The organism is Herbiconiux sp. (genome assembly GCF_023264855.1).
Classification (GTDB): Bacteria; Actinomycetota; Actinomycetes; order Actinomycetales; family Microbacteriaceae; genus Herbiconiux.
In genome coordinates this window covers 14,838-37,941 of sequence record NZ_JAHFUW010000039.1, presented here as the reverse complement: position 1 = coordinate 37,941, position 23,104 = coordinate 14,838, and the positions used below count along the sequence as shown (strand labels likewise).

Below are 23,104 nucleotides of genomic sequence, written 5' to 3'. Positions count from 1 at the left end.
TCGACTTAGGAAACCTTTATGTCCACGGACGCCTTCCCCGTGCCAAGCAAGAAGACACCCTCCGCCCCCACGCCTGCGGCGTCGCCCTCGGCTCCGGCCGAGCCCGAGATCCTCACCGGATCAGGTGCAGTACTCCGCTCGCTCGAACTGCTCGGCGTCAAAGACGTCTTCGGCCTGCCGGGCGGCGCCATCATCCCGTTCTACGACGAGCTGATGACGCAAGACAAGATCCGCCACATCCTGGTGCGCCACGAGCAGGGCGCCGGACACGCGGCCGAGGGCTACGCGGCCTCCACCGGCAAGGTCGGCGTCGCCATCGCGACCTCGGGCCCCGGTGCCACCAACCTCGTCACCGCCATCGCGGACGCCTACATGGACTCGGTGCCGCTGCTCGCGATCACCGGTCAGGTGTTCTCGCACCTGATGGGCACCGACGCGTTCCAGGAAGCCGACATCGTGGGTATCACGATGCCGATCACGAAGCACTCCTTCTTGGTCAAGCGCCCGGAAGACGTGCCGGCCACCATCGCGGCGGCCTACCAGATCGCCTCCACCGGCCGTCCCGGTCCGGTGCTGGTCGACATCACCAAAGACGCACAGCAGAACAAGGCCGAGTTCATCTGGCCGCCGAAGATCGACCTGCCCGGCTACCGCCCCATCACCAAGGCGCACGGCAAGCAGATCCAGGCGGCGGCGCAGCTGATGGCCGAGGCCAAGAAGCCCGTGTTCTACGTGGGCGGCGGCGTCATCCGCGCCGAAGCCTCCGCTGAACTGCTGGCCCTGGCCGAGACCACCGGTGTGCCCGTGGTCACCACGCTGATGGCCCGCGGCGCTTTCCCCGACTCGCACCCGCAGCACCTGGGCATGCCCGGCATGCACGGCACGGTGCCCGCGGTGCTCGCCCTGCAGGAGAGCGACCTGCTCATCTCGCTCGGTGCGCGCTTCGACGACCGGGTGACCGGTCGTGCGGCCGATTTCGCCCCGCACGCCAAGGTGGTGCACGTCGACATCGACCCCGCCGAGATCTCGAAGATCCGCACGGCCGACGTGCCGATCGTGGGCGATGCCAAAGAGGTGATCGCCGACCTCAGCAAGGCCTACGCCGACGTGGTGGGCACTGAGCCGCTCGCGATCGACGAGTGGTGGGAGTACCTGCACGGCCTGCAGGAGAACTTCCCGCTCGGCTACTCTGAGCCCGACGACGGTCTGATGGCTCCGCAGTACGTCATCCAGCGGATCGGCGAGCTGACCGGCCCTGAGGGCGTCTACGCCGCGGGCGTGGGCCAGCACCAGATGTGGGCGGCGCAGTTCATCAAGTACGAGCGCCCGCACGCCTGGCTGAACTCCGGCGGCGCCGGCACCATGGGCTACGCGGTTCCCGCAGCCATGGGCGCCAAGGTCGCCGAGCCCGAGCGCGTGGTCTGGGCGATCGACGGCGACGGCTGCTTCCAGATGACCAACCAAGAGCTGGCCACCTGCACGATCAACGACATCCCGATCAAGGTCGCGATCATCAACAACTCCTCGCTCGGCATGGTGCGCCAGTGGCAGACGCTGTTCTACGACGGCCGCCACTCGTTCACCGACCTGCACACCGGGCACGAGACGCGGATGGTGCCCGACTTCGTGAAGATGGCCGACGCGTACGGCGCTCTGGGCATCCGGGTCACCAAGCCCGAAGAGGTCGACGCGGCCATCAAGCTCGCGCTGGAGACCAACGACCGTCCCGTGGTGATCGACTTCATCGTCTCGCCGCAGGCCATGGTGTGGCCGATGGTCGCGCAGGGCACCTCGAACAGCGAGATCCAGTACGCCAAAGAGCACGCCCCCGAGTGGGACGAGGAGTAGACCATGAGCACGCACGTTCTGAGCCTCCTCGTGGAGGACAAGCCGGGTCTGCTGACCCGCGTGGCCGGGCTGTTCGCCCGTCGCGGCTTCAACATCGAGTCGCTCGCCGTGGGCGCCTCCGAGATCGAGGGCCTCTCGCGCATCACGATCGTGGTCGACGTCGAGGACTTCCCGCTCGAGCAGGTGACCAAGCAGCTGAACAAGCTGATCAACGTCATCAAGATCGTCGAGCTCGACACCAGCCAGTCGGTGCAGCGCGAACACCTGCTGATCAAGGTGCGGGTCGACAACACCACGCGCTCGCAGGTGCTGGAGGCCGTGAACCTGTTCCGCGCCCGCGTGGTCGACGTGGCCACCGACGCCCTCGTGATCGAGGTCACGGGTGACTCCGGCAAGACCCAGGCGTTCCTGCGCGTGCTCGAGCCCTACGGCATCAAGGAGATCGCCCAGTCGGGCCTTCTCGCGATCGGCCGCGGCGGCAAGAGCATCACCGAGCGCGTGTTCAAGAGCTAGAACCCTTTCATCCCAACACAAGGAGAAAACTAAAGTGACCGAGATCTTCTACGACAACGACGCCGATCTGGCCCTGATCCAGGCCAAGAAGGTGGCCGTGATCGGCTACGGCTCGCAGGGCCACGCCCACGCGCTGAACCTGCGCGACTCGGGCGTCGAGGTCGTCGTCGCCCTCAAGGAGGGGTCGAAGTCGACCGCCAAGGCCGAGGAAGCGGGCTTCAAGGTCCTCTCCGTCGCCGAGGCCACCTCCTGGGCCGACGTCATCGTCATCCTGGCACCCGACCAGCACCAGCGCGGCATCTACGCGGCCGACATCAAGCCGAACCTCGCCGAGGGCAAGACCCTCGTGTTCGGCCACGGCTTCAACATCCGTTTCGGCTACATCGAGGCGCCCGAGGGCGTCGACGTGATCATGGTCGCCCCCAAGGGCCCGGGTCACACCGTGCGCCGCGAGTACGAGGCCGGCCGCGGCGTGCCCGTGATCGTCGCCGTCGAGAAGGATGCGACCGGTTCCGCCTGGGACCTCGCCTGGAGCTACGCCAAGGGCATCGGCGGCCTGCGCGCCGGCGGTATCAAGACCACCTTCACCGAAGAGACCGAGACCGACCTGTTCGGCGAGCAGGCCGTTCTCTGCGGCGGTGTCTCGCAGCTCGTGCAGTACGGCTTCGAGACCCTCACCGAGGCCGGCTACCAGCCGCAGATCGCCTACTTCGAGGTGCTGCACGAGCTCAAGCTGATCGTCGACCTGATGTGGGAGGGCGGCATCGCCAAGCAGCGCTGGTCGGTCTCCGACACCGCCGAGTACGGCGACTACGTCTCCGGTCCGCGGGTGATCGACCCCAGCGTCAAGGAGAACATGCAGGCCGTTCTCGCCGACATCCAGAACGGCGCGTTCGCCAAGCGCTTCATCGACGACCAGGATGCGGGAGCCCCCGAGTTCCTCGCCCTGCGCGAGAAGGGTGCCGCGCACCCCATCGAGGCCACGGGCAAGGAGCTCCGCGCCCTCTTCGCCTGGAAGCAGCAGGACGCGGACTACACGGATGGCAGCGCCGCCCGCTAGTCCCACTCCGTGCGAAGGCCCCCTCGATCGTCCGGTCGAGGGGGTCTTCGTCGTTCGGCGGTAATGTGAAGCCATGAGCGATCCACGGGACGAGGACGACGAGGCCCTGGGGTGGGGTGGGGATCAGGACGACCCCACGCTGGCTCCCGAGGGGGCGACGCGGACGGTATCCGCGACCACAGCATCCGCGGCACCCTCGGCGACGCCGGGCGGGCGCACGGTGCTCGACGAGGCGGAGGACGCCGAAGACCTCATCGCCGAGCGGGAGCTGGCCGAGGCCGAAGCGGCGTCGAAGCAGATGAGCTCGGCCGCTCTGATCGCCTTCGGCGTGCTGGGCGGCATCTACCTGCTCTACACGATCGGCTGGATCATCAGCTTCACCCGGGTGGAGGTGGCCTCCGAGCTCACCTTCGGGGTGTTCACCGACATCGTGGCGCGCACGCTCGCCATCGCGGCCTCGCCGTTCTGGTTCATCGCGACACTCGTGATCACCCAGAAGAAAGACGTGCGGTACACGATGCTCTGGCTCGTGATCGGCATGCTCGTGCTGGTTCCCTGGCCGTTCTTGATCGGGAGGGCCTCGTGAGCGCCGCATCCGCATCCGCGTCGACATCCGCCTCGGTGCCCGCCCCCGCCAAGCGCGGATTCCGCACCTTCGGCGCGGCCGGCTGGACCGTCGCGGTGATCTTCGCCTTCCTGTACGCGTACCACCTGTGGGGCGGCATCGCGAACCTCGTCGGCGTGGTGAGCCTGCTGAACCAGGTGGGAGCCGAGGCCGACGGCGGCCTCTGGGCGCTCATCATCGGGTACGCGATCGTGCCGATCGTGGTCTACGCCGCGGCCCTGCTGGTGGGGCGCACGCTCCGCACCTGGGAGCGGGCCGTGGTCTTCGCGGTCGGCTTCTGTGTGGTCTCGGTGATCTCGCTCAGCCTGCTCGCCATCTGACCGCCGGCTAGGTCAACGGCAGAGCCACCAGCAGCACGAGCGCGGCCAGCACGATCTGGCCGAGCAGGCGGGGCCAGAACGGGATGGCGAGCGCACCGAACTTCTCGCGCCGCGTGGCCGCGTAGGCGTTCGCCGGGAAGACGCAGGCCAGGAAGACCACCAGAGCGATCCCCGCCGCCAGCCGCGTGGGCGGGAAGAGCAGCCCCAGCCCGCCGGCGATCTCGCACACCCCGGTGATGTACACCAGCGTCAACGGCGTCACGCGCCCGTCGGGTCGCAGCCACGGCGGGATCATCGCGGCCATCGTGCGCGCCGAGCGCGGCACGAAGTGGTTGATCCCCATCCCCACGAACACCACGGCGATCAGGATGCGCAGCACGGTCAGGATGACGTCGAACGTCTCGGGGGACATCCCTTCATCCTGCACCCAGTACAGTGGATGCGTTCCCCCCACGCAGAACCAAAGGATCCGTCTGTGTCGAAGCCGGTCGTGCTGATCGCCGAAGAACTCTCACCCGCCACCGTCGACGCCCTCGGGCCCGACTTCGAGGTGCGCACCGTCGACGGAACGGACCGGCCGGCTCTGCTGTCCGCTCTCGCCGAGGCGAACGCCATCCTGGTGCGCTCCGCCACCAAGGTCGACGCGGAGGCCATCGCCGCCGCGCCCGTGCTGAAGGTGATCGCCCGCGCCGGTGTCGGCCTCGACAACGTCGACATCAAGGCGGCCACCACCGCCGGCGTGATGGTGGTGAACGCACCGACCTCGAACATCATCTCGGCCGCCGAGCTGACCGTCGGGCACATCCTGAGCCTGGCCCGCCACATCCCGGCCGCGCACGCCGCGCTGGCGCAGGGGCAGTGGAAGCGCTCCGCCTACACCGGCGTCGAGCTCTACGAGAAGACGGTCGGCATCATCGGCCTCGGCCGCATCGGCGCGCTCATCACCGCCCGCCTGCAGGCCTTCGGCGTGAACGTGGTGGCCTACGACCCCTACGTCACGAGCGCCCGCGCGCAGCAGCTGGGCGTCACGCTGCTGACGCTCGACGAGCTGCTGGAGCAGAGCGACTTCATCACGATCCACATGCCGAAGACCCCCGAGACCACGGGGATGATCGGTGAAGAGCAGCTGGCGAAGATGAAGCCCACCGCGTTCGTGGTGAACGTCGCCCGCGGCGGCCTGATCGACGAGGGCGCCCTGCAGCGCGCGCTCGAGAACAAGGTCATCGCCGGCGCCGGTCTCGACGTGTTCACGAGCGAACCGCCGAAAGACGCCGAGGCGCTTCTGAGCCTCCCCAACATCATCGTCACCCCGCACCTCGGCGCCTCGACCGACGAGGCCCAGGAGAAGGCGGGCGTCTCGGTCGCCAAGTCGGTGCGCCTGGCGCTCTCCGGCGAACTGGTTCCGGATGCGGTCAACGTCGCCGGCGGCGTCATCGACCCCTACGTGCGCCCCGGCATCCCGCTGATCGAGAAGCTCGGCCAGGTGTTCTCGGGACTCGCCGAGAGCCCGCTGACCAGCGTCGACGTGGTCGTCAAGGGCGAGCTCGCCGAGTTCGACGTGAGCGTGCTGAAGCTCGCCGCGCTGAAGGGCATCTTCACCAACGTCGTGAGCGAGACGGTCTCGTACGTGAACGCGCCGCTGCTCGCCGAGCAGCGCGGTGTGACCGTGCGGCTGATCACCGACCCCGTGTCGGAGGAGTACCGCAACATCATCACCCTCACCGGTGCGCTGAGCGACGGCACCCAGATCTCGGTCTCGGGCACCCTGATGGGCACCAAGCAGATCGAGAAGATCGTCGAGATCAACGGCTACGACGTCGAGGTGCCCTTCGCCAAGCACCTCATCGTGATGGTCTACACCGACCGCCCCGGCATCGTCGCGGTGTACGGCAAGGAGTTCGGCGAGGCATCCGTCAACATCGCCGGCATGCAGATCGCCCGTCACGAGGCCGGCGGCCAGGCGCTCAGCGTGCTGACCATCGACTCGGCCGCCCCCGACGGTCTGCTCGACACCCTCCGGCAGGCGATCGACGCCGACGTGATGGTGGAGATCGACATCACCGAGTAGGGGCTGTGCTAGCTGCGCGAAGGGCCTCTCGCCAATGGCGAGGGGCCCTTCGCGGTCGCGCCGGTCCCTGCCCGGCGCGAGGCGACATGTTCGGGTGCGGTCGCTGTCGCGGCCACGCCCTCACCCTGGGTCGTCGAGTACGGCCTGTCGGCTTTGTGGGGAGGACTAATCTGGTCTCATGACGCGCGTGATCAAGCTGGCCCTTATCCCTGGTGACGGAATCGGGCCGGAGGTGGTCGCGGAGGCCGTCAAGGTGCTGGATGCGGTGACGGCGGATGCCGGGGTCGCGTTCGAGAAGACCGAGTTCTCGCTGGGTGCTGCCCGCTATCTCGAGACCGGCGACACCCTCACCGACGACGATCTGGCCTCCATCCAGGCCAACGACGTCATCCTGCTCGGCGCGGTCGGCGGCGTGCCCGGCGACCCCCGGCTGGCGGGCGCGAACATCGAGCGCGGGCTGCTGCTGAAGCTGCGCTTCACGCTCGACCACTACGTGAACCTGCGCCCCACCACGATCTACCCGGGCGTTCCCAGCCCGCTCGCGAACCACGGCGACGTCGACTTCGTCGTCGTGCGCGAGGGCACCGAGGGCCCGTACGTCGGCACCGGCGGCTCGATCCGTGTCGGCACGCCGCACGAGATCGCCAACGAGGTCTCGGTGAACACCGCGTACGGGGTCGAGCGCGTCGTGCGCGACGCCTTCGCCCGCGCATCCGCTCGCCGCAAGAAGCTCACGCTGGTGCACAAGACCAACGTGCTCACCTTCTCGGGCAGCCTCTGGAAGCGCATCGTCGACGAGGTGGGGGCCACCTTCCCAGAAGTGGCCGTCGACTACCTGCATGTCGACGCCGCGACCATCTTCCTGGTCACCGACCCTGCTAGATTCGATGTCATCGTCACGGACAACCTCTTCGGCGACATCCTCACCGACCTGGCCGGCGCGATCAGCGGCGGCATCGGATTGGCGGCCTCGGGCAACATCAACCCCGACGGCACGCATCCCTCGATGTTCGAACCGGTCCACGGATCCGCTCCCGACATCGCGGGGCAGCAGAAGGCCGATCCCACCGCCGCGATCCTCTCGGTCGCGCTGATGCTCGATCACCTGCAGCTGCCCGACGCGGCTGCCCGCGTGCGCACGGCCGTGGTGGCCGACATCGCCTCGCGCGACGGATCCGCCCGCCGCACGGCCGAGATCGGCGACGCCATCGTGGCCGCGCTCGCCGCCCCCGCTCTCACTCCGACCCACTGACGAAAGACAGACCATGACCATCGCACCGACCTCCACCTTCCCCCTCCGGTTCGAGCTCACGCCGTCGCAGGATGCGCGTGACGAGGCCGAGCGCGAGGTCATCCTGTCCGACCCCGGCTTCGGAAAGCACTTCACCGACCACATGGTGAAGATCGACTGGACGATCGCCGACGGCTGGCACGACGCCGAGGTCATCCCGTACGGCCCGCTGCTGCTGGACCCCTCCGCGGCCGTGCTGCACTACGCGCAGGAGATCTTCGAGGGCCTGAAGGCGTACCGTCACGCCGACGGCTCGATCTGGACCTTCCGCCCCGAGAAGAACGCCGAGCGCCTGCAGCGCTCCGCCCGCCGCCTCGCGCTGCCCGAGCTCGCCACCGAGGACTTCGTGGAGTCGCTGAAGCAGCTCATCGCGGTGGATGGCAGCTGGGTGCCCAGCGCGCCCGAGACGAGCCTGTACATCCGCCCGTTCATGATCGCGAACGAGTCGTTCCTCGGTGTGCGGCCCTCCCAGAAGGTGGGCTACTACGTGATCGCCAGCCCCGCGGGCGCGTACTTCTCGGGCGGTGTCTCACCGGTGTCGATCTGGCTCTCGACCGAGTACTCGCGCGCCGGCCGCGGCGGCACGGGCGCGGCCAAGTGCGGCGGCAACTACGCGGCCTCGCTGCTGCCCCAGCAGGAGGCGTACGAGAACGGATGCGCCCAGGTGCTCTTCCTCGACGGCGAGACCGGCGAGCACGTCGACGAGCTCGGCGGCATGAACGTGTTCTTCGTGCACCAGGGCGGGAAGATCGTCACCCCGCGCCTCACCGGCACGATCCTCGAGGGCATCACGCGCGACAGCATCATCCAGCTCGCGAAGGACCGCGGGCTGACGGTGGAGGAGCGCGACGTGACCATCGACGAATGGCGCGAGGGTGTGGCATCCGGCGAGATCACCGAGGTGTTCGCCTGCGGCACCGCAGCGGTCATCACGCCGATCTCGGCGCTCAAGTCGCCCGGAGAGACCATCGGCGACGAGAACGCGGCCGCCGGCGAGCTCACCATGTCGATCCGCCAGGAGCTCACCGACATCCAGTACGGCCGCATCGCCGACCGCCACGGGTGGCTCACCCGGCTGGACGCCTGACCGGAGCGGTGCGGCCGGTGGGCGGCGCGGTGCCGTCGCCGTAGGGTTGAGGCATGAAGATCGCACGGTTCAGCCATCAGGGCACCATCAACTTCGGCATTCTCGACCAGAACGAGGCCGGGGGCACCGACCTCGTGGTGCTGAACGGCGACCCCATGTACGCCGGGTTCGACACCACGGGGGAGCGGGTTCCGCTCGCCGACGCCACCCTGCTGGCGCCGGTCATCCCGCGCTCCAAGGTGGTCGCCGTGGGCAAGAACTACCGTGACCACGTGGCTGAGATGGGTGGCGGCGAGGCCCCGAAGGAGCCGCTGCTGTTCCTCAAGCCGAACACCTCGGTGATCGGCCCGGGTGACCGCATCGTGCGGCCCCGGCAGTCGAACCGCGTCGACTACGAGGGCGAGCTGGCGATCGTGATCGGCTCGGTGGCGAAAAACGTGGCGGCGGCGGATGCGGCGAGCGTGATCTTCGGCTACACCGTGGCGAACGACGTGACCGCGCGCGACCTGCAGAAGAGCGACGGTCAGTGGGCGCGGGCGAAGGGCTTCGACACCTTCTGCCCGCTCGGCCCCGTGATCGAGACGGAGTTCGACCTCGCGGCCTCGACCGTCGAGACGCGCCTGAACGGCGTGCTCAAGCAGAGCGCTCCGCTGACCGACATGATCCACGGCGTGGCTGCGATCGTGGAGTACGCCTCCGCGGTGTTCACGCTGCTGCCGGGCGACGTCATCCTCACCGGCACCCCCGCGGGCATCGGCTCGATGGAGTCGGGCGACACCGTCGAGGTGGAGATCTCAGGCATCGGCGTGCTGGCCAACCCCTTCGTCTAGTCCCGGCGAGCGTCCGCCGGCAGCACGCGCCTACTCGCGGGTGAGACCGGCGGCGATGTCCAGGGCATCGAGGGCGGCGGCGATCCGGTCGATCTGATCGGCGTCGAGCTCCTCGAACACGGCGAGCACCCGCTCGGCGCGCTCGGCGCGAGCCTGGTCGATGGCCTCGGCGCCGGCGGCGGTGCCTTCGACGAAGAAGGAGCGGCCGTCGTCGGGATCGGCGCTGCGGGTGACCAGCGCGCGGTTCTCCAGATCGGCGAGCAGGCGCGTGACCGTGGGGGCGGCGACGTTCTCGATGCGGGCGACATCGCCCGGACGGATCGGGCCGCAGCGCACGATCGTGGCCAGCGCGGACACCTGGCCCGGCGTCAGCGCACTGCTCGCCCGGATGCGGCGGTTCAGCCGGCCGACCGACAGGGCGAGCCGGGCAGCGATCTCGGCGAGTTCGGATTCGCTGTGTTCAGTCATCGGAAGGCCTTCGGTCGCCGGCGGGGAGGAGTGCGAGAAGTCTTTCACATCGCGCAAGCATCAGGGGAGAGGCCCCGCGGCCGGCCGATTCGAGGGCCCCGCCCTCGGCATGGCAAGCTGGCCAGGTGAATTCGCGCGGTGCTTCGGGATCAGGATCCGGCTGGCGCGGTTTCCGGCGCGGGGAGCGCGCCTATCGTCGTATCGTGTTCGCCCTGTTCGCGGCCGGCTTCGCCACCTTCGCGCAGGTGTTCGATGCCCAGGCGGTGCTGCCGGCACTGCGGACCGATCTCGGCATCTCCTCTGCCACGGCGGCCCTGACGGTCTCGGCCACGACCATCGGCCTGGCGATCTCGGTGCTGCCCTGGGCATCCGTCGCCGACCGGATCGGCCGCACCAAGGCGATGAAGATCTCGCTGGTCGCCGCGACCGTCATCTCGTTCACGGTGCCGCTCATGCCGACCTTCCAGACCCTGCTGCTGGCCAGGGGGCTCGTGGGGCTGGCTCTCGGCGCCGTGCCCGCGGTGGCCGTGGCGTACCTGGCGGAGGAACTGCACGTCGACTGGGTGTCGGTGGCCGCCGGCACCTACGTGGCCGGCAACACGATCGGCGGCATCGTGGGCCGGCTGGTGGCCGGTCCTCTGGCGGAATCGGTGGGCTGGCGGATCGGGCTCGAGGCGGTGGCCGTGCTCGGTGCCCTGGCCGCCCTCGCGTTCTGCCTGCTGGTGCCCGAGGCGCGGGGATTCCGGCCGGCGCCGGCCGGCGGGCCGACGCTCGGGCGGCGGGTCTTCGCGAACCTCGGCGACCCGACGATGCTGGCGCTGTTCGCGCAGGGCTTCCTGCTGATGGGCGCGTTCGCCGTGGTGTACAACTACTTCAGCTTCCACGTGGTGGGCAGCCCGTTCTTCGTGCCGGAGGCGCTGGTGAGCCTGCTGTTCCTGGCCTACCTGGCCGGAACCGTCGCCAGCCGCGTCTCGGGCTCTCTGGTGCGCCGGTTCGGCCCGCTGCGGGTGATGCTCTGCGGGATCGCGGTGATGATCGCGGGCGCCCTGCTGCTCTCCAGCGGCGTCCTGCTGGTGGCCATCCTGGGGCTCGTGGTGTTCACGGTCGGCTGCTTCAGTGCGCATCCCGTGGCCAGTGGGCTGAGCGGCCGGATGGCGCGCGTGGGCCGCGCGCAGGCCACCGCGATCTACCAGCTCTCCTGGCTCGGCGGCACCGCCTTCTTCGGCTGGGCCGTCGGGCTCGTCTACGACGCTCTCGGCTGGGCTGCGACGCTCGGGACGGTGATCGGGATGTGTCTCGTGGCCGCCCTGGCCGCCGTGGTGGGACTCCGGCTGCTCGCCGGGCGGAGGCCGGGGCCTTGAACGGGACGGACTTCAATGTGTACGCTGTTCACATTGATCGTCCGAGGGCGTGACCGCCCCCGATCCGGATGTCGGTGGAATACGGAAGACTACGGATCGTGTTCACCCCTGAGAGCACGCGTTGCTCTCCCGCTCTCTCCCCACCTCGTCCCGCCCTCATCGACAGGATCTCCGTGACCGACACCTCCTCCACCACCCTCGCCGAGCCGGCGGGTGATTCCGGCGCGCAGGTCGAACGCCGCAACAAGCTCGTCATCAACCTGCTGCTGGTCTCGGCGTTCGTGGTCATCCTGAATGAGACCATCATGGGCGTGGCCATCCCGCACCTGGTGGTCGACCTGAACATCACCGAGGTGGCCGCGCAGTGGCTGTCGACGGCCTTCATGCTCACGATGGCGGTGGTCATCCCCATCACCGGCTTCCTGCTGCAGCGCTTCAACACGCGGCCCATCTTCATCGCCGCCATGACGCTGTTCAGCATCGGAACCCTGATCGCGGCCATGGCTCCCGGCTTCGAGGTGCTGCTGGTGGCGCGCGTCGTGCAGGCCAGTGGAACGGCCATCATGATGCCGCTGCTGATGACCACCGTGATGACCCTGGTGCCGCCGGCCGTGCGCGGGCGCACGATGGGCAACATCTCGATCGTCATCTCGGTGGCTCCGGCGATCGGGCCCACCATCTCGGGCATCATCCTCAGCACGTTGTCGTGGCGCTGGATGTTCATCCTCGTGCTGCCCATCGCCATCGGATCGCTCGTGCTCGGGTTCCTCAAGGTCAAGAACGTCACCGAGCCGCGATCGGTGCCGATCGACGTGTTCTCGGTCATCCTCTCCGCGTTCGGGTTCGGTGGGCTGGTGTACGGCCTCAGCAACATCGGCGGGGCCACCGCGACCTTCGTGTCGAGCTGGCTGCCGCTGATCGTGGGGCTGCTGGCGCTCGCCGCCTTCGTTCTGCGTCAGGTGGCACTCCAGCGCTCGGATCGGGCGTTGCTGGATCTGCGCACCTTCCGCTCGCGCACCTTCACGGTCGCCGTCACGCTGATGGCCGTGAGCATGATGGCTTTGTTCGGCACCATCATCGTGCTGCCGTTCTTCATGCAGAACGTGCTGCAGCTCGACGCGCTGACCACCGGTCTGCTGCTGTTGCCGGGCGGTCTCGTGATGGGCGCCCTGGCGCCGTTCGTGGGGCGCCTGTACGACAAGTACGGCCCTCGCCCCCTCGTCATCCCCGGCGCGATCATCGTGAGCGGGGTGCTCTGGGCCCTCACCATGGTGAACGAGAACACCTCGATGTGGTTCGTGCTGGCCGCGCACATCACGCTGTCGGTGGGTCTCGCCTTCATGTTCACGCCGCTGTTCACCGCGGGCCTCGGGTCGCTGCGCCCGCGGTTGTACTCGCACGGCTCGGCGATCATCGGCACCGTGCAGCAGCTGGCCGGCGCTGCCGGCACCGCGCTGTTCATCGCCGTGATGTCGGGTGTCACCGTCACCCAGCTGGCCACCGGCGCGAGCCAGGTCACCTCCTCGGCGGCCGGCATCCAGGCGGCGTTCCTGTGCGGCGCGATCATCTCGCTGGCCGGCGTCGTGGCCTCGTTCTTCGTGCGTCGCCCGCCGGAGTCGGAGCACGGCGATGACGAGCTGCTCGAATCGGAGGCCGGGGGAGCCGCCCAGGGCGTGCCGATCGGTCACTGAGCCGGTCGCATCCGCCGCCCGTCATCGTGCGGCCGTCTGCGCCGGTCATCTTCGCGGGGCCGTGCTCGTGCCACCGTCAGGGGTGGGCTGACGCCCGATACTCCACCTCGGGGCGGCCGGGGGTGCCGTAGCGCTGAGCGCGCTCGGCGGCTCCGGTGCTGGTGAGGTGCTCGAGGTACCGGCGGGCCGTGACGCGCGAGAGGGCGAGTTGCGCGCCGAGTTCGGCCGCGGAGAGGCCGCTCGGTGCGGCGGACCGGAGCTGAGCGCGGATGCGGTCGAGCGTCTCCCCGGTCAGGCCTTTGGGCAGCGGCGCGCCGGAGGTCGGACGGAGCGCCGCGAAGGTGGAGTCGACCTCCTGCTGGTCGGTCACGGCCGAGGCGCCGATCCGGTCGTGGAACTCCCGGTAGGCCCGCAGCTTCTCGGCGAACAGCGCGAAGCCGAAGGGCTTGATCAGGTACTGCACGATGCCGAGCGAGACCGCACTGCGCACCACCGCGGCGTCGCGCACGGCGGTCACCGCGATGACGTCCGTCTCGATGCCGGCTGCCCGAAGCCGCCGGCACAGGTCGATCCCGGTGGTGTCGGGCAGGTTCACGTCGAGCAGGATCAGGTCGACGGGTGCGTCGATCCCGTCTCGCAGCAGTCGGATCGCCTCGTGCCCCGTGTGAGCGATCCCCGCCACCTCGAAGCCCTCGAGCCGGCCCAGATAGGCCGCGTGCGCCTCGGCGGTGAGCGGCTCGTCCTCCACCACGAGCACGCGCAGGGCCGGCTCCGGGCCGCTCACGGGCGTCCCACCGGGGTGCGCGCGGGCTCCACGGTGTTCGGCAGCGTGACGGTGAAGGCCGATCCGTCCACGCGGAGCGAGCCGTGCAGGCGGTTCACGGCCTGACGGGCCAGAGCCAGGCCGATGCCGTGGCTGTCGCCCGCCTTGGTGGTGCGGCCCAGATCGAACATCGTGGCCGCGACCTGCGGATCCGGCCCCGGCCCGCTGTCGGAGACCTCGATGCGCAGGCCCGCATCCGGGGCCGGCAACGGCTGCACCGTCACGGTCACGCGTCCGTTCGGCGCACCGGGAACGGCGTCGCCGCCCACTGCTCCCGCTGCCCCCACGGCATCCATCGCGTTGTCGAGGAGGTTGCCGACGATCGTGATCAGCTCACGCGGCGGAACGGAACCCCCGGTGAGCGGCTCGGGGATCGACACCTCGAGCGCGATCCCGCGCTCGGCGGCCTGCGCCGACTTGCCGAGCAGCAGGGCCATCAGCACCGGCTCGTCGATGGCGGTCAGGATGCGATCGGCCAGCTGCTGGCTGAGGCCCAGCTCCCCGGCGGCGAGTTCGGCCGCCTCCGCGGGGCGATCCAGTTCGATCAGGGCGATCATCGTGTGCAGCCGGTTCGCGAACTCGTGCGCCTGCGAGCGGAGCGCATCCGAGAGCGTGGTGAGGGTGGCGAGCTCGCCCGTGAGCTCTTGCAGCTTGGTGTGGTCGCGCACGGTGGTGACCGTGCCGGCGAACCCGGGCGCGTTGCGCCGCCCCGCGCGCCCGGCCCGGCCCGACCCGGTCACCCCGGCGCGGCCGCGGGGAGCCACGATCCGGTCGCGGTCGACCACCAGCACGTGCGTGGGCGTGATCAGGATCTGATCGACCACCGGATCGACGCCGGCCAGCACCTCGGCGACGGCGCCGGTCAGCGCGAGATCGGCGAGGGGGACCGGATCGGCGCGACCTCCGCGCCGGGCGGCGATCGGGGGCAGCCCGAGCATCTCGGCGGCCCGGTCGTTGTAGAGCACCACCCGGCGGGAGTCGTCTTGCAGCACCAGACCCTCTCCGATGGCGTGCAGCACCCCCTCGTAGTAGGCGAACATCCGGCTCATCTCCTCGGCGCCGCGCCCGCCGGTGACCCGCCGGAGGTAGCGGCTGAGCGCCCATGACGCCGCTCCGCCGACCAGCAGCGCGAGTGCCGCCGCGATCAGCACGGTGCCGATCCGCCCGCCGAGCGCCACCTGCGTGTTCGACACGGTGATGCCCGCCGCGATCAGGGCCTGTACCTGGCCGTTCGAGTCCTCGATCGGCACCACGGCCCGCACCGAGGGGCCGAGCGTGCCGGTGTAAGTCTCGGTGAACGCCTCGCCGGCCAGCGCGCGGTCGATGGTGCCGAGGAACGGCTTGCCGATCTCGGCGGGGTCGCGGTGCGTGTAGCGGATGCCGTCGGTCGACATGATCGTGACGAAATCGATCCCCGTGGCCTCCATCACGGCGACGGCGTAGGGCTGCAGGGTCGCGCTGGGGTCGGCGCTCGTCACGCCCTCCAGCGTGAACGGATCCTGCGCGATCGTCTCCGCCACGGCGAGACTGCGGGCCGCCGCATCCCGCTCGACATCGGCACGGGCGTCGGCCCAGATCAGAGCCACGGCCGCGGCGGTGAGGCCGAGGATGACGACGAACTGCAACGCCAGCAGTCGCGTCGCGATGCTCCACCGTCTCATCCGTCGGTCCTGTCGTCGTGCGCGGCACCGTCGCCGCGTGTTCCTACTGTAGGCAGCGCTCCGGCATCGCAGCACGATCCGGCCGCGACCAGTATGAACACAACTCCCTCGAGCCGGGACGCTCGCCGCAGTCTGGGCGGAACGCATCCGAACCCCCAGGACGAACACCTGGACGGGCCGCACTCAAGGAAGAGGGAAGCACATGTCGTCGAGCACAGTGTCGTCGAGCAACCGGGAGGCCGGCCGGAAACCCCGCCGCCGGCTGGACACCTCGCACTATCTCTACATCGCGGTGATCGTGGCCGTCGTCTCGGGCGCGACGCTCGGCCTGCTCGCCCCCGATTTCGCGGTGGGGCTGAAGCCGCTCGGCGACGCCTTCGTGGGGCTGATCAAGATGATGATCGCGCCGATCATCTTCTGCACGATCGTGCTCGGGGTCGGTTCCATCGCGAAGGCCGCCACCGTCGGCAAGGTGGGCGGGCTCGCGCTCGGCTACTTCATCGTGATGTCGACCTTCGCGCTGGCGATCGGCCTCGTGGTGGGCAACCTCATCCACCCCGGTGAGGGCCTGAACATCGGCGCCAGCACCTACGACGCCGGCGACTCCGCCGAGGCGGCCACCCCCACCGAGTTCGTGCTCGGCATCATCCCCACCTCGCTGCTGTCGTCGCTGACCGCCGGGAACATCCTGCAGGTGCTGTTCGTGGCCCTGCTGGTGGGCTTCGCGCTGCAGAAGATGGGGCCGCGCGGGGTGCCGATCCTGGGCGCGATCCGGCAGATCCAGGCGCTGGTGTTCCGCATCCTCTCGATGATCATGTGGGTCGCGCCGATCGGAGCCTTCGGCGCCATCGCCGCCGTGGTGGGCAACACCGGGTTCCAGGCCATCCTGAGCCTCGGCACCCTGATGATCGCGTTCTACATCACCTGCGCGCTGTTCATCGTGGTGGTGCTCGGCTCGCTGCTGTGGATGGTGGCCCGCGTCAACATCTTCCGGCTGATGAAGTACCTGGCCCGCGAGTACCTGCTGATCGTGTCGACGTCGTCGAGCGAGGTGGCGCTGCCCCGGCTGATCGCCAAGATGGAGCACATCGGCGTCTCCAAGCCGGTGGCGGGCATCACGGTGCCGACCGGCTACTCGTTCAACCTCGACGGTACGGCCATCTACCTCACGATGTCGTCGCTGTTCATCGCCAGCGCGATGGGTACTCCGCTGGCGCTGGGGGAGCAGATCTCGCTGCTGCTGTTCATGATGCTCGCGTCGAAGGGCGCCGCCGGAGTGACCGGTGCGGGGCTCGCCACGCTGGCGGGAGGCCTGCAGGCCCACCGGCCCGACCTCGTCGACGGCGTGGGTGTGATCGTGGGCATCGACCGCTTCATGTCGGAGGCGCGAGCGCTCACCAACTTCACCGGGAACGCCGTGGCCACCGTGCTGGTGGGCACCTGGACCCGGCAGCTGGACCGCGAGCAGCTCACGGCGGTGCTCGCCGGCGAGCGGCCGTTCGACGAGTCGACCATGAGCGTCGACGACCACCTGGGAACGGATGAGGCGGCCGAGGTCGCGCAGGAGGGTGCGGGTGCGGTGCCGGTCGACTCCCGGCCGTCGACCGCGGCGCTCAACGCGATCGTGGGCGGCGAGGTCACCACGACCCGGCGCTGAACGCGGGCCTTCTGGCCTCGGGTACCCCCGCGGATTCGCGGGGGTACCACTGTGCGCCCCGCGAGGGCAGCGGCGTGAACGGCGCCGCGGCGGCGCGAGCCAGGTGAGCGGTGAACAGCGAGCGGTCGGGCGCGCTGGCGAGGTAGCACTCGAGCAGCTGGGCGGTCGCGAAGGCGTCGACGGATGCGCGGTGCGCGCCCGTGAGATCGATGCCGAACACTTCGCAGAGCCGGGCGAGCGAGCGCCTGGAATCGGGCAGGTACTGGCGGGCCAGGCGCTGGGTGCAGAGCGCGACGGGGGCGGCGGCGAAGCGGTAGCCGATCAGCTCGAGTTCGGCGACGAGGAATCGCAGGTCGAACCCGGCGTTGTGCGCCACCACCACCCGCCCGCGGAGCAGCTCGAGCAGCTCGGGTGCGATCGCGCCGAAGTCGGGCGCGTTCGTGAGGGCGGCGCGCGTGATGCGGTGCACGAAGGTGGGCCCGACCGGGCCGTGGGCGTTGATCAGCGTGTCCCACCGCCCGGTGATCACGCCGTCGGCATCGGAGTGCACGACCGCGATCTCGAGGGCGCGGGCGCCGCGGGACGGGGCGAGCCCGCTGGTCTCGAAGTCGATCGTGGCGAATCCGCCGGGTGCCATGGTGCTCGTTCCGTTCGGTACTGGTGCGCCCTCGACGCTAACCGCTCCCACCGACATCGCCGGCACCCCGCACGGGCTGCACCGGCATCCGTCACCGAGGTAGCCTCGGGGGATGACCAGCGCGACAGGCCTCACCCTGCAGGAGGCGCTCGAGGTGTGCGCGGGCCTGCCCGCCACCACCGACGAGCGCCCCTTCGGCCCGGAGACGGCGGTGGCGAAGGTGGTGGGCAAGGTCTTCGCCATCGCCACGCTCGACGACGACCCCGGCCGCATCACCCTGAAGGCGGCGCCGCCGCATGCCGAGGCGCTCGTGCGCGATCATCCGTGGATCACCCCCGGCTACCACATGAACAAGAAGCACTGGGTGACCGTGACACTCGGCCGGGGCTCGGATGCCGCCCTCGTGAGCGACCTGATCGTGAACTCCTACGACCTCGTGGTGGCCGGCCTGCCGCGGGCGAAGCGCCCCTGAGGGATTGCGCCGCCCGGGAGCCGGTCCGCCCGGCAGCCGCTCAGAGCCGGGCGATGCGGTCGATGTCTTCGAGGAACTCGGAGGCGACGTCGTCGGAGACCGTGCGGCGGGTGGAGCGCACGGCGGTGAGGTAGTCGTCGGTCGACGGGCCCTCGGAAGCGGCGCCGGCGGATGATCCGCCGCCGTGCAGAGCGCGTTCGAGCGCGGCCTGGGAGGCCTTGCGTGCCGAGAACTCGATGTCGGCCGGCGTGAAGCCGTCCGTGTGCTGCACGAGCACGCTCACGTCGACCGACGCGGCCACGTCGCGGGGCAGGTAACCCGCCCAGATGGCGTGCCGGGCATCCGTGTCGGGCAGGCCGATCGGCACCACGTAGTCGAAGCGGCCGTGGCGCAGGAACGCGGCGTCCACCGCCCGGATGAAGTTGGTGGCGCAGATCAGCAGCCGCCCCGACTGCTCGCGGAACTCCGGGATCAGCTTCAGCAGCTCGTTGGTGACGCCCTGCGTGGGCGACGGTGGCTCGCCCTGCCGGTGCGAGGCGATCTCCTCCACCTCGTCGATGAACACCACGGCGTGCTCGAGCTCGGAGATCTTCTGGAAGGTCTCGCGGAGCGCGCCGGCGAGACCCTTCGGGTCGCCCGCCAGACGGGACGGGAACACTTCGACGAACGACCACTCCAGCCGCGAGGCCACGGCTTTGGCGAACGTGGTCTTCCCGGTTCCCGGAGGGCCGAACAGCATCACGGCACGCGGCGGCACCACGCCGAAACGCTCGGCGAGGTCGGGCTCGGCGAGCGGGGTGACCAGTCGCAGCTCGAGCATCTCCTTCTCCTTCTGCATGCCGCCGACGGCATCCCACAGGCCCCGGGGGAGCAGGCGCCCGCCGAGCTCGCGCAGCACCAGCAGCTCCTCGCGCTGCACGGGCAGCTCGCGTTCGACGTAGCGCAGGTTGCGCTTGAGTTCGAAGCCCTGCTCGGTGAAGTCGTCGAGCCGGGCCTGGGACTCGGGCATGAGCGCCGAGAGCTTGGCGAGGCCGAGCGGGGCCATGTGGCGCTCGAGCGCGGCCAGCATCCGGGCGCCGACACCCGAGTCGCGCACCGAGGCGTCGGTGGCGAAGAACACGATCCAGCCCTGCGCGTGGGCGGCGCGACCGACGGCGGCGCCGACGATCCGCTCGCCTTCGACGGCCACCACGGCGTGGTCGATCTGGCAGGACGCGATCACTTCGGAGAGCGCGTACACGGGCTCGCCGTCGCTCAGCCGGGCCTGCTCCCAGAGGTGCAGGATGCCGTCGAGGTCGTCGGGATGGAAATCACGGATGTGCGGGGTGGTCATGCCCGACGCTACCAAGCGGCGGCGCGGCATCCGGGGCTGTACGGAGCATCCGGTGTCGAAGAATCGCGGTTCTTCTGATCGGCCGAAGAACGTGCCTTCGGCCGGCCTTGCGGCTCAGCTCAGCTGTACCAGACCTTCACACGGCCGATGCCGGCGTACAGTGCCGACATCAGGGCGACGAACGGCACGAAGATGCGCAGGAAGTAGCTCAGCACGGTGATCTCGAGGAAGTCGCCGAGCGCGAAGAACGCGATGCCGACGATTCCCGCGATCAGCGTGTTGCGGAACGCCACCATCGAGCTGATCTGCGCGGTGGCGAAGCCGACCGAGGCGAACATGATGCCGGTGTCGATGAAGAAGGCGCCCAGGCGCGGGTCGGCGATGTTGGGGGCGATGATCCAGAGCGCGAGGGCGATCAGCCAGAAGATCACGAACACGCCGCCCTTGAGCGGCTTCGGCAGCTCTTTGCGCGGCGCCTCCGGCAGCAGGACTGTCGTCATCGGGGATGCTCCTTCACCTCGTCGCGGGGTGGCGATCCGCCCCGCGCGTTCACAGAGAACTCTACCGGTTCCGCCGCATCCCATAGGGTCGTGTCGATGACACACGCGAGCATCCCTCCCGAACGCGGTGGCCCGCGGCGCTGGCCGCTGGTGCTCGCCTTCGTGCTGAGCGTGACCGCACAGCTGATGATGCTGCTGTTCGGGGTGGCGTTCATCCTCTCGGAGCAGACGGAGGCATCGATCTTCGCTCTCGTGTCGTGGTGTCTGCTCGGCACTGTCTACGGCACGGTGACCGTCGTGGTGCTCACCCTCGTGAGCCGGCGACGGCGGAGCGCCGCTCTCCCGCCGTCGCGGATGGAGATGAGCCTTCCCGCACGGATCGTGTCGTTCGCCGGCACCTTCTTCGCCACCGTGATCGGCCTGGTGGCGGCCTTCCAGGTGCTGACCGAGCGCTCGGACCCGACCTACGGCGTGCTGGTGGCGGTCATCGGCGTGTGGGCGATGCTCCTGGCCTGGGGATCGCTGCACTGGGGGTTCGCGCAGATCTACCAGCAGCAGTATTACTCCGCTACCGCGTCGGAGGCGCCTCCCATGCGCTTTCCGTCGACGCCGCAGCCGGGGGTGATCGAGTTCGTCTACTTCTCGTTCACGCTCGGCACCTCGTTCGCCGCCTCCGATGTCGAGGTGCAGAGCACCCGGTTGCGCTGGCGGGTGACGGTGCATTCGGTGCTCAGCTTCTTCTTCAACGGGCTGATCGTGGTGCTCGCCCTCAACACGATTCTGAGCGTCGGCTCGGCCTAGGGCCGCAGGTACCCCTTGAGGTCGTTCACCACCTTGTCGGAGACCGTGTTGGGGCCGCCGAGCACCACGATCCCCTGCGGATTGAGGCGGCGAAGTTCCGCGGCGACGGGCGCGGGGATCGTGTCGGAGGTGACCAGCAGCACGGGAGCGCCGTCGTGGATGGCCGCCGCCGACCCCGAGAGCGCGTCGGGGAAGACGGCTCCGGACGCGACGTAGACCGTCTGGGCGTCTGCGCAGAACGTCTTGGCCGAGGTCGTTGCGGACACGGCGAAGCGGTCGGTGCCCGAGATTCGCGTCGTCCTGGCGATCGCGGCGAGCTGGGTGAAGACGGCATCGCTGATCGAGTTCGTGCCGCCGACGACTACGATCCGATCCAGTGCGGGCGCATCGGCCAACGCCTGAAGGGTTGCCGTGGGGATCGAGTCCTGGCCGACGAGCAAGACGGGGCCGCGATCGTTACCGGCCGCCGCCGAGGCCGAGAGGGCATCGGCGAACCCGGATCCGGTGGCCACGTACGCTGTCCAGCTCACGTGCTGGAACGTCGCCGTCGCGATCTTCGCGGAGACCTCGAAGCGGTCGGCCCCGCCGTGCCGGACGATCTCCGGCGCATAGGCTTCGAGGGAGAACTCGAGGGCCTGGGAGATGGTGTTCTCGCCTCCGAGCACCACGATCTTGTGCGGCTTGAGGCGCTGCAGTTCCGCCTTCACCTGGGGGGAGACCGTGTCTCGAGTGACGAGGAGGACGGGGCCGCCCTCGAATCCCGCCGCCGCCGAGCCCGACAGTGCGTCGGGGAACGTCGCTCCGGAGGCGATGTACACGGTGCCGCCGCTATCGATGAACGTGCTGGCGGATACGGCTGCGGAGAGGGCGAAGCGATCGGCTCCGCCGATCCGCGTCACCCCCGGATGCTCGACCGGAAAATCGACGCACAACGGGACGATCTCACGAGGAGCGGCCTCGTGTGGTGTGGCGGTCGCGGCTCCCACGGGGGTGAGCACGGCGGCTCCGATGAGCAGCGTGGCGAGCAAGGGCTTTCGAGGCATCGGGGTCTCACTTCGGGGTCGTCGGGAAACGTAAAGTGAGAATACATCATTAAAGCGAGTGCGGTGCGATCGATTTGCCGTCGGCTTCGAGGCGGCGGATTCGGGACAGGGCGGCGGCCTCCGACGAGGAGGCTCGGCCCATGAAGCTGCGCACGATCGCGAGCACGCGGCCGGTGGCCCAGACGACCGGGAGCGGGGAGCGGCGCAGGCCCAGCATCCGGCGGTATTCCGGCCGCAGCGAGGCGACGGCTCCGGCGAAGAGGATGCGGTAGGCCGGAAGGAATCCCCGGGCCAGCGGCGGGCGGCGGATGAAGCGCACGGCCTCCGCCACGCGCTCGTCGCTCTTCAGCACCCCGGCCAGCCGGAACGCCTCGAGCTGGTCGCGCAGCTCGGCGGCGCTCCGGGGCGGATCGGCCACCCCGATCAGCTCACCCGCCGTCGCCCACTCGCGCACGTAGCCGTCGGCACCGCCGCGGATCGGTCCGCCCCAGAGGGTGTGGCAGCCGAGGAAGGCGTCGGTGAAGACCAGGTGCACCCAGGAGAGCAGCTCCGGATCGCCGGCCGAGTAGGCGCGCCTCACCCCGGTGGCGTCGACGTACTCGCCACGCACCCGGTCGTGGAAGTGCGCCACGCGGCCCGACTCGCGCTGCGCCAGGGCGGTGTCGGCGAAGGTCACCGTCACCAGCCAGCGGATGGTTCCGGAGAGCCGGCCGAGGGGGTCCTCGCGATAGCGCGACCAGTCGTGCACCCCTGCCATCGCGCCCGGGTGCAGCGTCTGCATGAGCAGGGCCCGGATGCCGGCCACCAGCGTGGCCATGTCGCCGTGCACCGCCCAGGAGGCCGACCCGGGGCCGAAGTAGCCGGCATCCTCCCCGTCGGCCATCGCCGCGACCCACTCGGGGCGCCCGTCGCTCTGGCCCGAGAGCGTCGAGAGCAGATGGGACCGCCAGCGGGCCGCGGTGGTACCGCCTCGACGCCGTCGTGTGCTCGTCGTTCCAGAGGTCATCGTGCGAGC

At 69.6% G+C, this 23,104-nt stretch carries 23 protein-coding genes; 14 read left to right on the top strand and 9 right to left on the bottom strand.

Features of this window, described 5'->3' with window-relative positions:
- Positions 1-18: 18 nt before the first annotated feature.
- The 5 genes from Q0D75_RS15115 (at position 19) to Q0D75_RS15095 (ending at position 4,366) form a co-directional block, all read left to right on the top strand.
- Positions 19-1,848, top strand: coding sequence for an acetolactate synthase large subunit (locus Q0D75_RS15115; protein WP_291055102.1), 1,830 nt, complete (start codon positions 19-21; stop codon positions 1,846-1,848).
- 3 nt (positions 1,849-1,851) lie between these two features.
- Complete coding sequence (gene ilvN / locus Q0D75_RS15110; protein WP_291055099.1) at positions 1,852-2,361, top strand: acetolactate synthase small subunit; 510 nt, start codon at positions 1,852-1,854, stop codon at positions 2,359-2,361.
- 34 nt (positions 2,362-2,395) lie between these two features.
- On the top strand, positions 2,396-3,421 hold the full coding sequence (gene ilvC, locus Q0D75_RS15105; RefSeq protein ID WP_291055096.1) for a ketol-acid reductoisomerase: 1,026 nt from the start codon (positions 2,396-2,398) through the stop codon (positions 3,419-3,421).
- Positions 3,422-3,494: 73 nt separating this feature from the next.
- Positions 3,495-4,007 carry a hypothetical protein gene (locus Q0D75_RS15100; protein WP_291055093.1) on the top strand — a complete coding sequence of 171 codons (513 nt, stop codon included), beginning with the start codon at positions 3,495-3,497 and terminating at the stop codon, positions 4,005-4,007.
- The gene (locus Q0D75_RS15095; protein ID WP_291055090.1) at positions 4,004-4,366 is read left to right on the top strand and encodes a hypothetical protein; all 363 of its coding nucleotides are present in this window, start codon (positions 4,004-4,006) and stop codon (positions 4,364-4,366) included. The genes Q0D75_RS15100 and Q0D75_RS15095 overlap by 4 nt, the downstream gene beginning before the upstream one ends.
- A 7-nt stretch (positions 4,367-4,373) precedes the next feature.
- Here Q0D75_RS15095 and Q0D75_RS15090 read toward each other — a convergent pair whose 3' ends face one another.
- Complete coding sequence (locus Q0D75_RS15090) at positions 4,374-4,778, bottom strand: DoxX family membrane protein (RefSeq protein ID WP_291055086.1); 405 nt, start codon at positions 4,776-4,778, stop codon at positions 4,374-4,376.
- 63 nt (positions 4,779-4,841) lie between these two features.
- Here Q0D75_RS15090 and serA point away from each other — a divergent pair, with 63 nt between their 5' ends.
- The 4 genes from serA to Q0D75_RS15070 all read left to right on the top strand — a co-directional run bounded on the left by serA (position 4,842) and on the right by Q0D75_RS15070 (position 9,642).
- A complete protein-coding gene (gene serA / locus Q0D75_RS15085) occupies positions 4,842-6,434 on the top strand; it encodes a phosphoglycerate dehydrogenase (RefSeq protein WP_291055083.1) in 1,593 nt (530 codons plus the stop codon).
- A 178-nt stretch (positions 6,435-6,612) separates the two neighbouring features.
- On the top strand, positions 6,613-7,686 hold the full coding sequence (locus Q0D75_RS15080; RefSeq protein ID WP_291055080.1) for a 3-isopropylmalate dehydrogenase: 1,074 nt from the start codon (positions 6,613-6,615) through the stop codon (positions 7,684-7,686).
- Between the two features lie 13 nt (positions 7,687-7,699).
- The gene (locus Q0D75_RS15075) at positions 7,700-8,812 is read left to right on the top strand and encodes a branched-chain amino acid aminotransferase (protein WP_291055077.1); all 1,113 of its coding nucleotides are present in this window, start codon (positions 7,700-7,702) and stop codon (positions 8,810-8,812) included.
- Positions 8,813-8,865: 53 nt separating this feature from the next.
- Entirely contained in the window at positions 8,866-9,642 is a 777-nt protein-coding gene (locus tag Q0D75_RS15070) for a fumarylacetoacetate hydrolase family protein (protein ID WP_291055074.1), read from the top strand.
- A gap of 30 nt (positions 9,643-9,672) precedes the next feature.
- Here the strand turns inward: Q0D75_RS15070 and Q0D75_RS15065 are convergent, their stop codons facing one another.
- On the bottom strand, positions 9,673-10,110 hold the full coding sequence (locus tag Q0D75_RS15065) for a MarR family transcriptional regulator (RefSeq protein WP_291055071.1): 438 nt from the start codon (positions 10,108-10,110) through the stop codon (positions 9,673-9,675).
- 203 nt (positions 10,111-10,313) lie between these two features.
- On the opposite strand from Q0D75_RS15065, the gene Q0D75_RS15060 reads away from it, so the two are divergent.
- Together Q0D75_RS15060 and Q0D75_RS15055 are read left to right on the top strand one after the other, a co-directional pair.
- A complete protein-coding gene (locus tag Q0D75_RS15060) occupies positions 10,314-11,471 on the top strand; it encodes an MFS transporter (RefSeq protein ID WP_291055068.1) in 1,158 nt (385 codons plus the stop codon).
- 173 nt (positions 11,472-11,644) lie between these two features.
- The gene (locus Q0D75_RS15055; protein WP_291055065.1) at positions 11,645-13,162 is read left to right on the top strand and encodes an MDR family MFS transporter; all 1,518 of its coding nucleotides are present in this window, start codon (positions 11,645-11,647) and stop codon (positions 13,160-13,162) included.
- 76 nt (positions 13,163-13,238) lie between these two features.
- On the opposite strand, the gene Q0D75_RS15050 is transcribed toward Q0D75_RS15055, so the two are convergent.
- Positions 13,239-13,946: a response regulator gene (locus tag Q0D75_RS15050; protein WP_291055062.1), complete on the bottom strand. Its 708-nt coding sequence runs from the start codon at positions 13,944-13,946 to the stop codon at positions 13,239-13,241.
- Positions 13,943-15,646 carry an ATP-binding protein gene (locus Q0D75_RS15045; protein ID WP_291055059.1) on the bottom strand — a complete coding sequence of 568 codons (1,704 nt, stop codon included), beginning with the start codon at positions 15,644-15,646 and terminating at the stop codon, positions 13,943-13,945. Before Q0D75_RS15045 ends, Q0D75_RS15050 begins: the two co-directional genes overlap by 4 nt.
- Positions 15,647-15,848: 202 nt before the next feature.
- On the opposite strand from Q0D75_RS15045, the gene Q0D75_RS15040 reads away from it, so the two are divergent.
- Positions 15,849-17,303 (top strand): cation:dicarboxylase symporter family transporter, encoded by a 1,455-nt coding sequence (locus Q0D75_RS15040; RefSeq protein ID WP_291055056.1) that lies wholly within the window; start codon positions 15,849-15,851, stop codon positions 17,301-17,303.
- On the opposite strand, the gene Q0D75_RS15035 is transcribed toward Q0D75_RS15040, so the two are convergent.
- Positions 17,284-17,940 (bottom strand): 3'-5' exonuclease, encoded by a 657-nt coding sequence (locus Q0D75_RS15035; RefSeq protein ID WP_291055053.1) that lies wholly within the window; start codon positions 17,938-17,940, stop codon positions 17,284-17,286. The genes Q0D75_RS15040 and Q0D75_RS15035 overlap by 20 nt on opposite strands.
- 112 nt (positions 17,941-18,052) lie before the next feature.
- Here Q0D75_RS15035 and Q0D75_RS15030 point away from each other — a divergent pair, with 112 nt between their 5' ends.
- Entirely contained in the window at positions 18,053-18,412 is a 360-nt protein-coding gene (locus Q0D75_RS15030; RefSeq protein ID WP_291055051.1) for an MmcQ/YjbR family DNA-binding protein, read from the top strand.
- A gap of 40 nt (positions 18,413-18,452) precedes the next feature.
- Here Q0D75_RS15030 and Q0D75_RS15025 read toward each other — a convergent pair whose 3' ends face one another.
- Together Q0D75_RS15025 and Q0D75_RS15020 are read right to left on the bottom strand one after the other, a co-directional pair.
- Complete coding sequence (locus Q0D75_RS15025) at positions 18,453-19,745, bottom strand: GNAT family N-acetyltransferase (protein ID WP_291055049.1); 1,293 nt, start codon at positions 19,743-19,745, stop codon at positions 18,453-18,455.
- Between the two features lie 119 nt (positions 19,746-19,864).
- Positions 19,865-20,245 carry a hypothetical protein gene (locus tag Q0D75_RS15020; RefSeq protein ID WP_291055047.1) on the bottom strand — a complete coding sequence of 127 codons (381 nt, stop codon included), beginning with the start codon at positions 20,243-20,245 and terminating at the stop codon, positions 19,865-19,867.
- Between the two features lie 96 nt (positions 20,246-20,341).
- Here Q0D75_RS15020 and Q0D75_RS15015 point away from each other — a divergent pair, with 96 nt between their 5' ends.
- Entirely contained in the window at positions 20,342-21,046 is a 705-nt protein-coding gene (locus Q0D75_RS15015) for a DUF1345 domain-containing protein (RefSeq protein WP_291055045.1), read from the top strand.
- On the opposite strand, the gene Q0D75_RS15010 is transcribed toward Q0D75_RS15015, so the two are convergent.
- Together Q0D75_RS15010 and Q0D75_RS15005 are read right to left on the bottom strand one after the other, a co-directional pair.
- Complete coding sequence (locus tag Q0D75_RS15010; protein WP_291055042.1) at positions 21,043-22,089, bottom strand: cell wall-binding repeat-containing protein; 1,047 nt, start codon at positions 22,087-22,089, stop codon at positions 21,043-21,045. The genes Q0D75_RS15015 and Q0D75_RS15010 overlap by 4 nt on opposite strands.
- Positions 22,090-22,138: 49 nt before the next feature.
- Positions 22,139-23,095 carry an oxygenase MpaB family protein gene (locus Q0D75_RS15005; protein WP_291055039.1) on the bottom strand — a complete coding sequence of 319 codons (957 nt, stop codon included), beginning with the start codon at positions 23,093-23,095 and terminating at the stop codon, positions 22,139-22,141.
- Between the last annotated feature and the right edge of the window lie 9 nt (positions 23,096-23,104).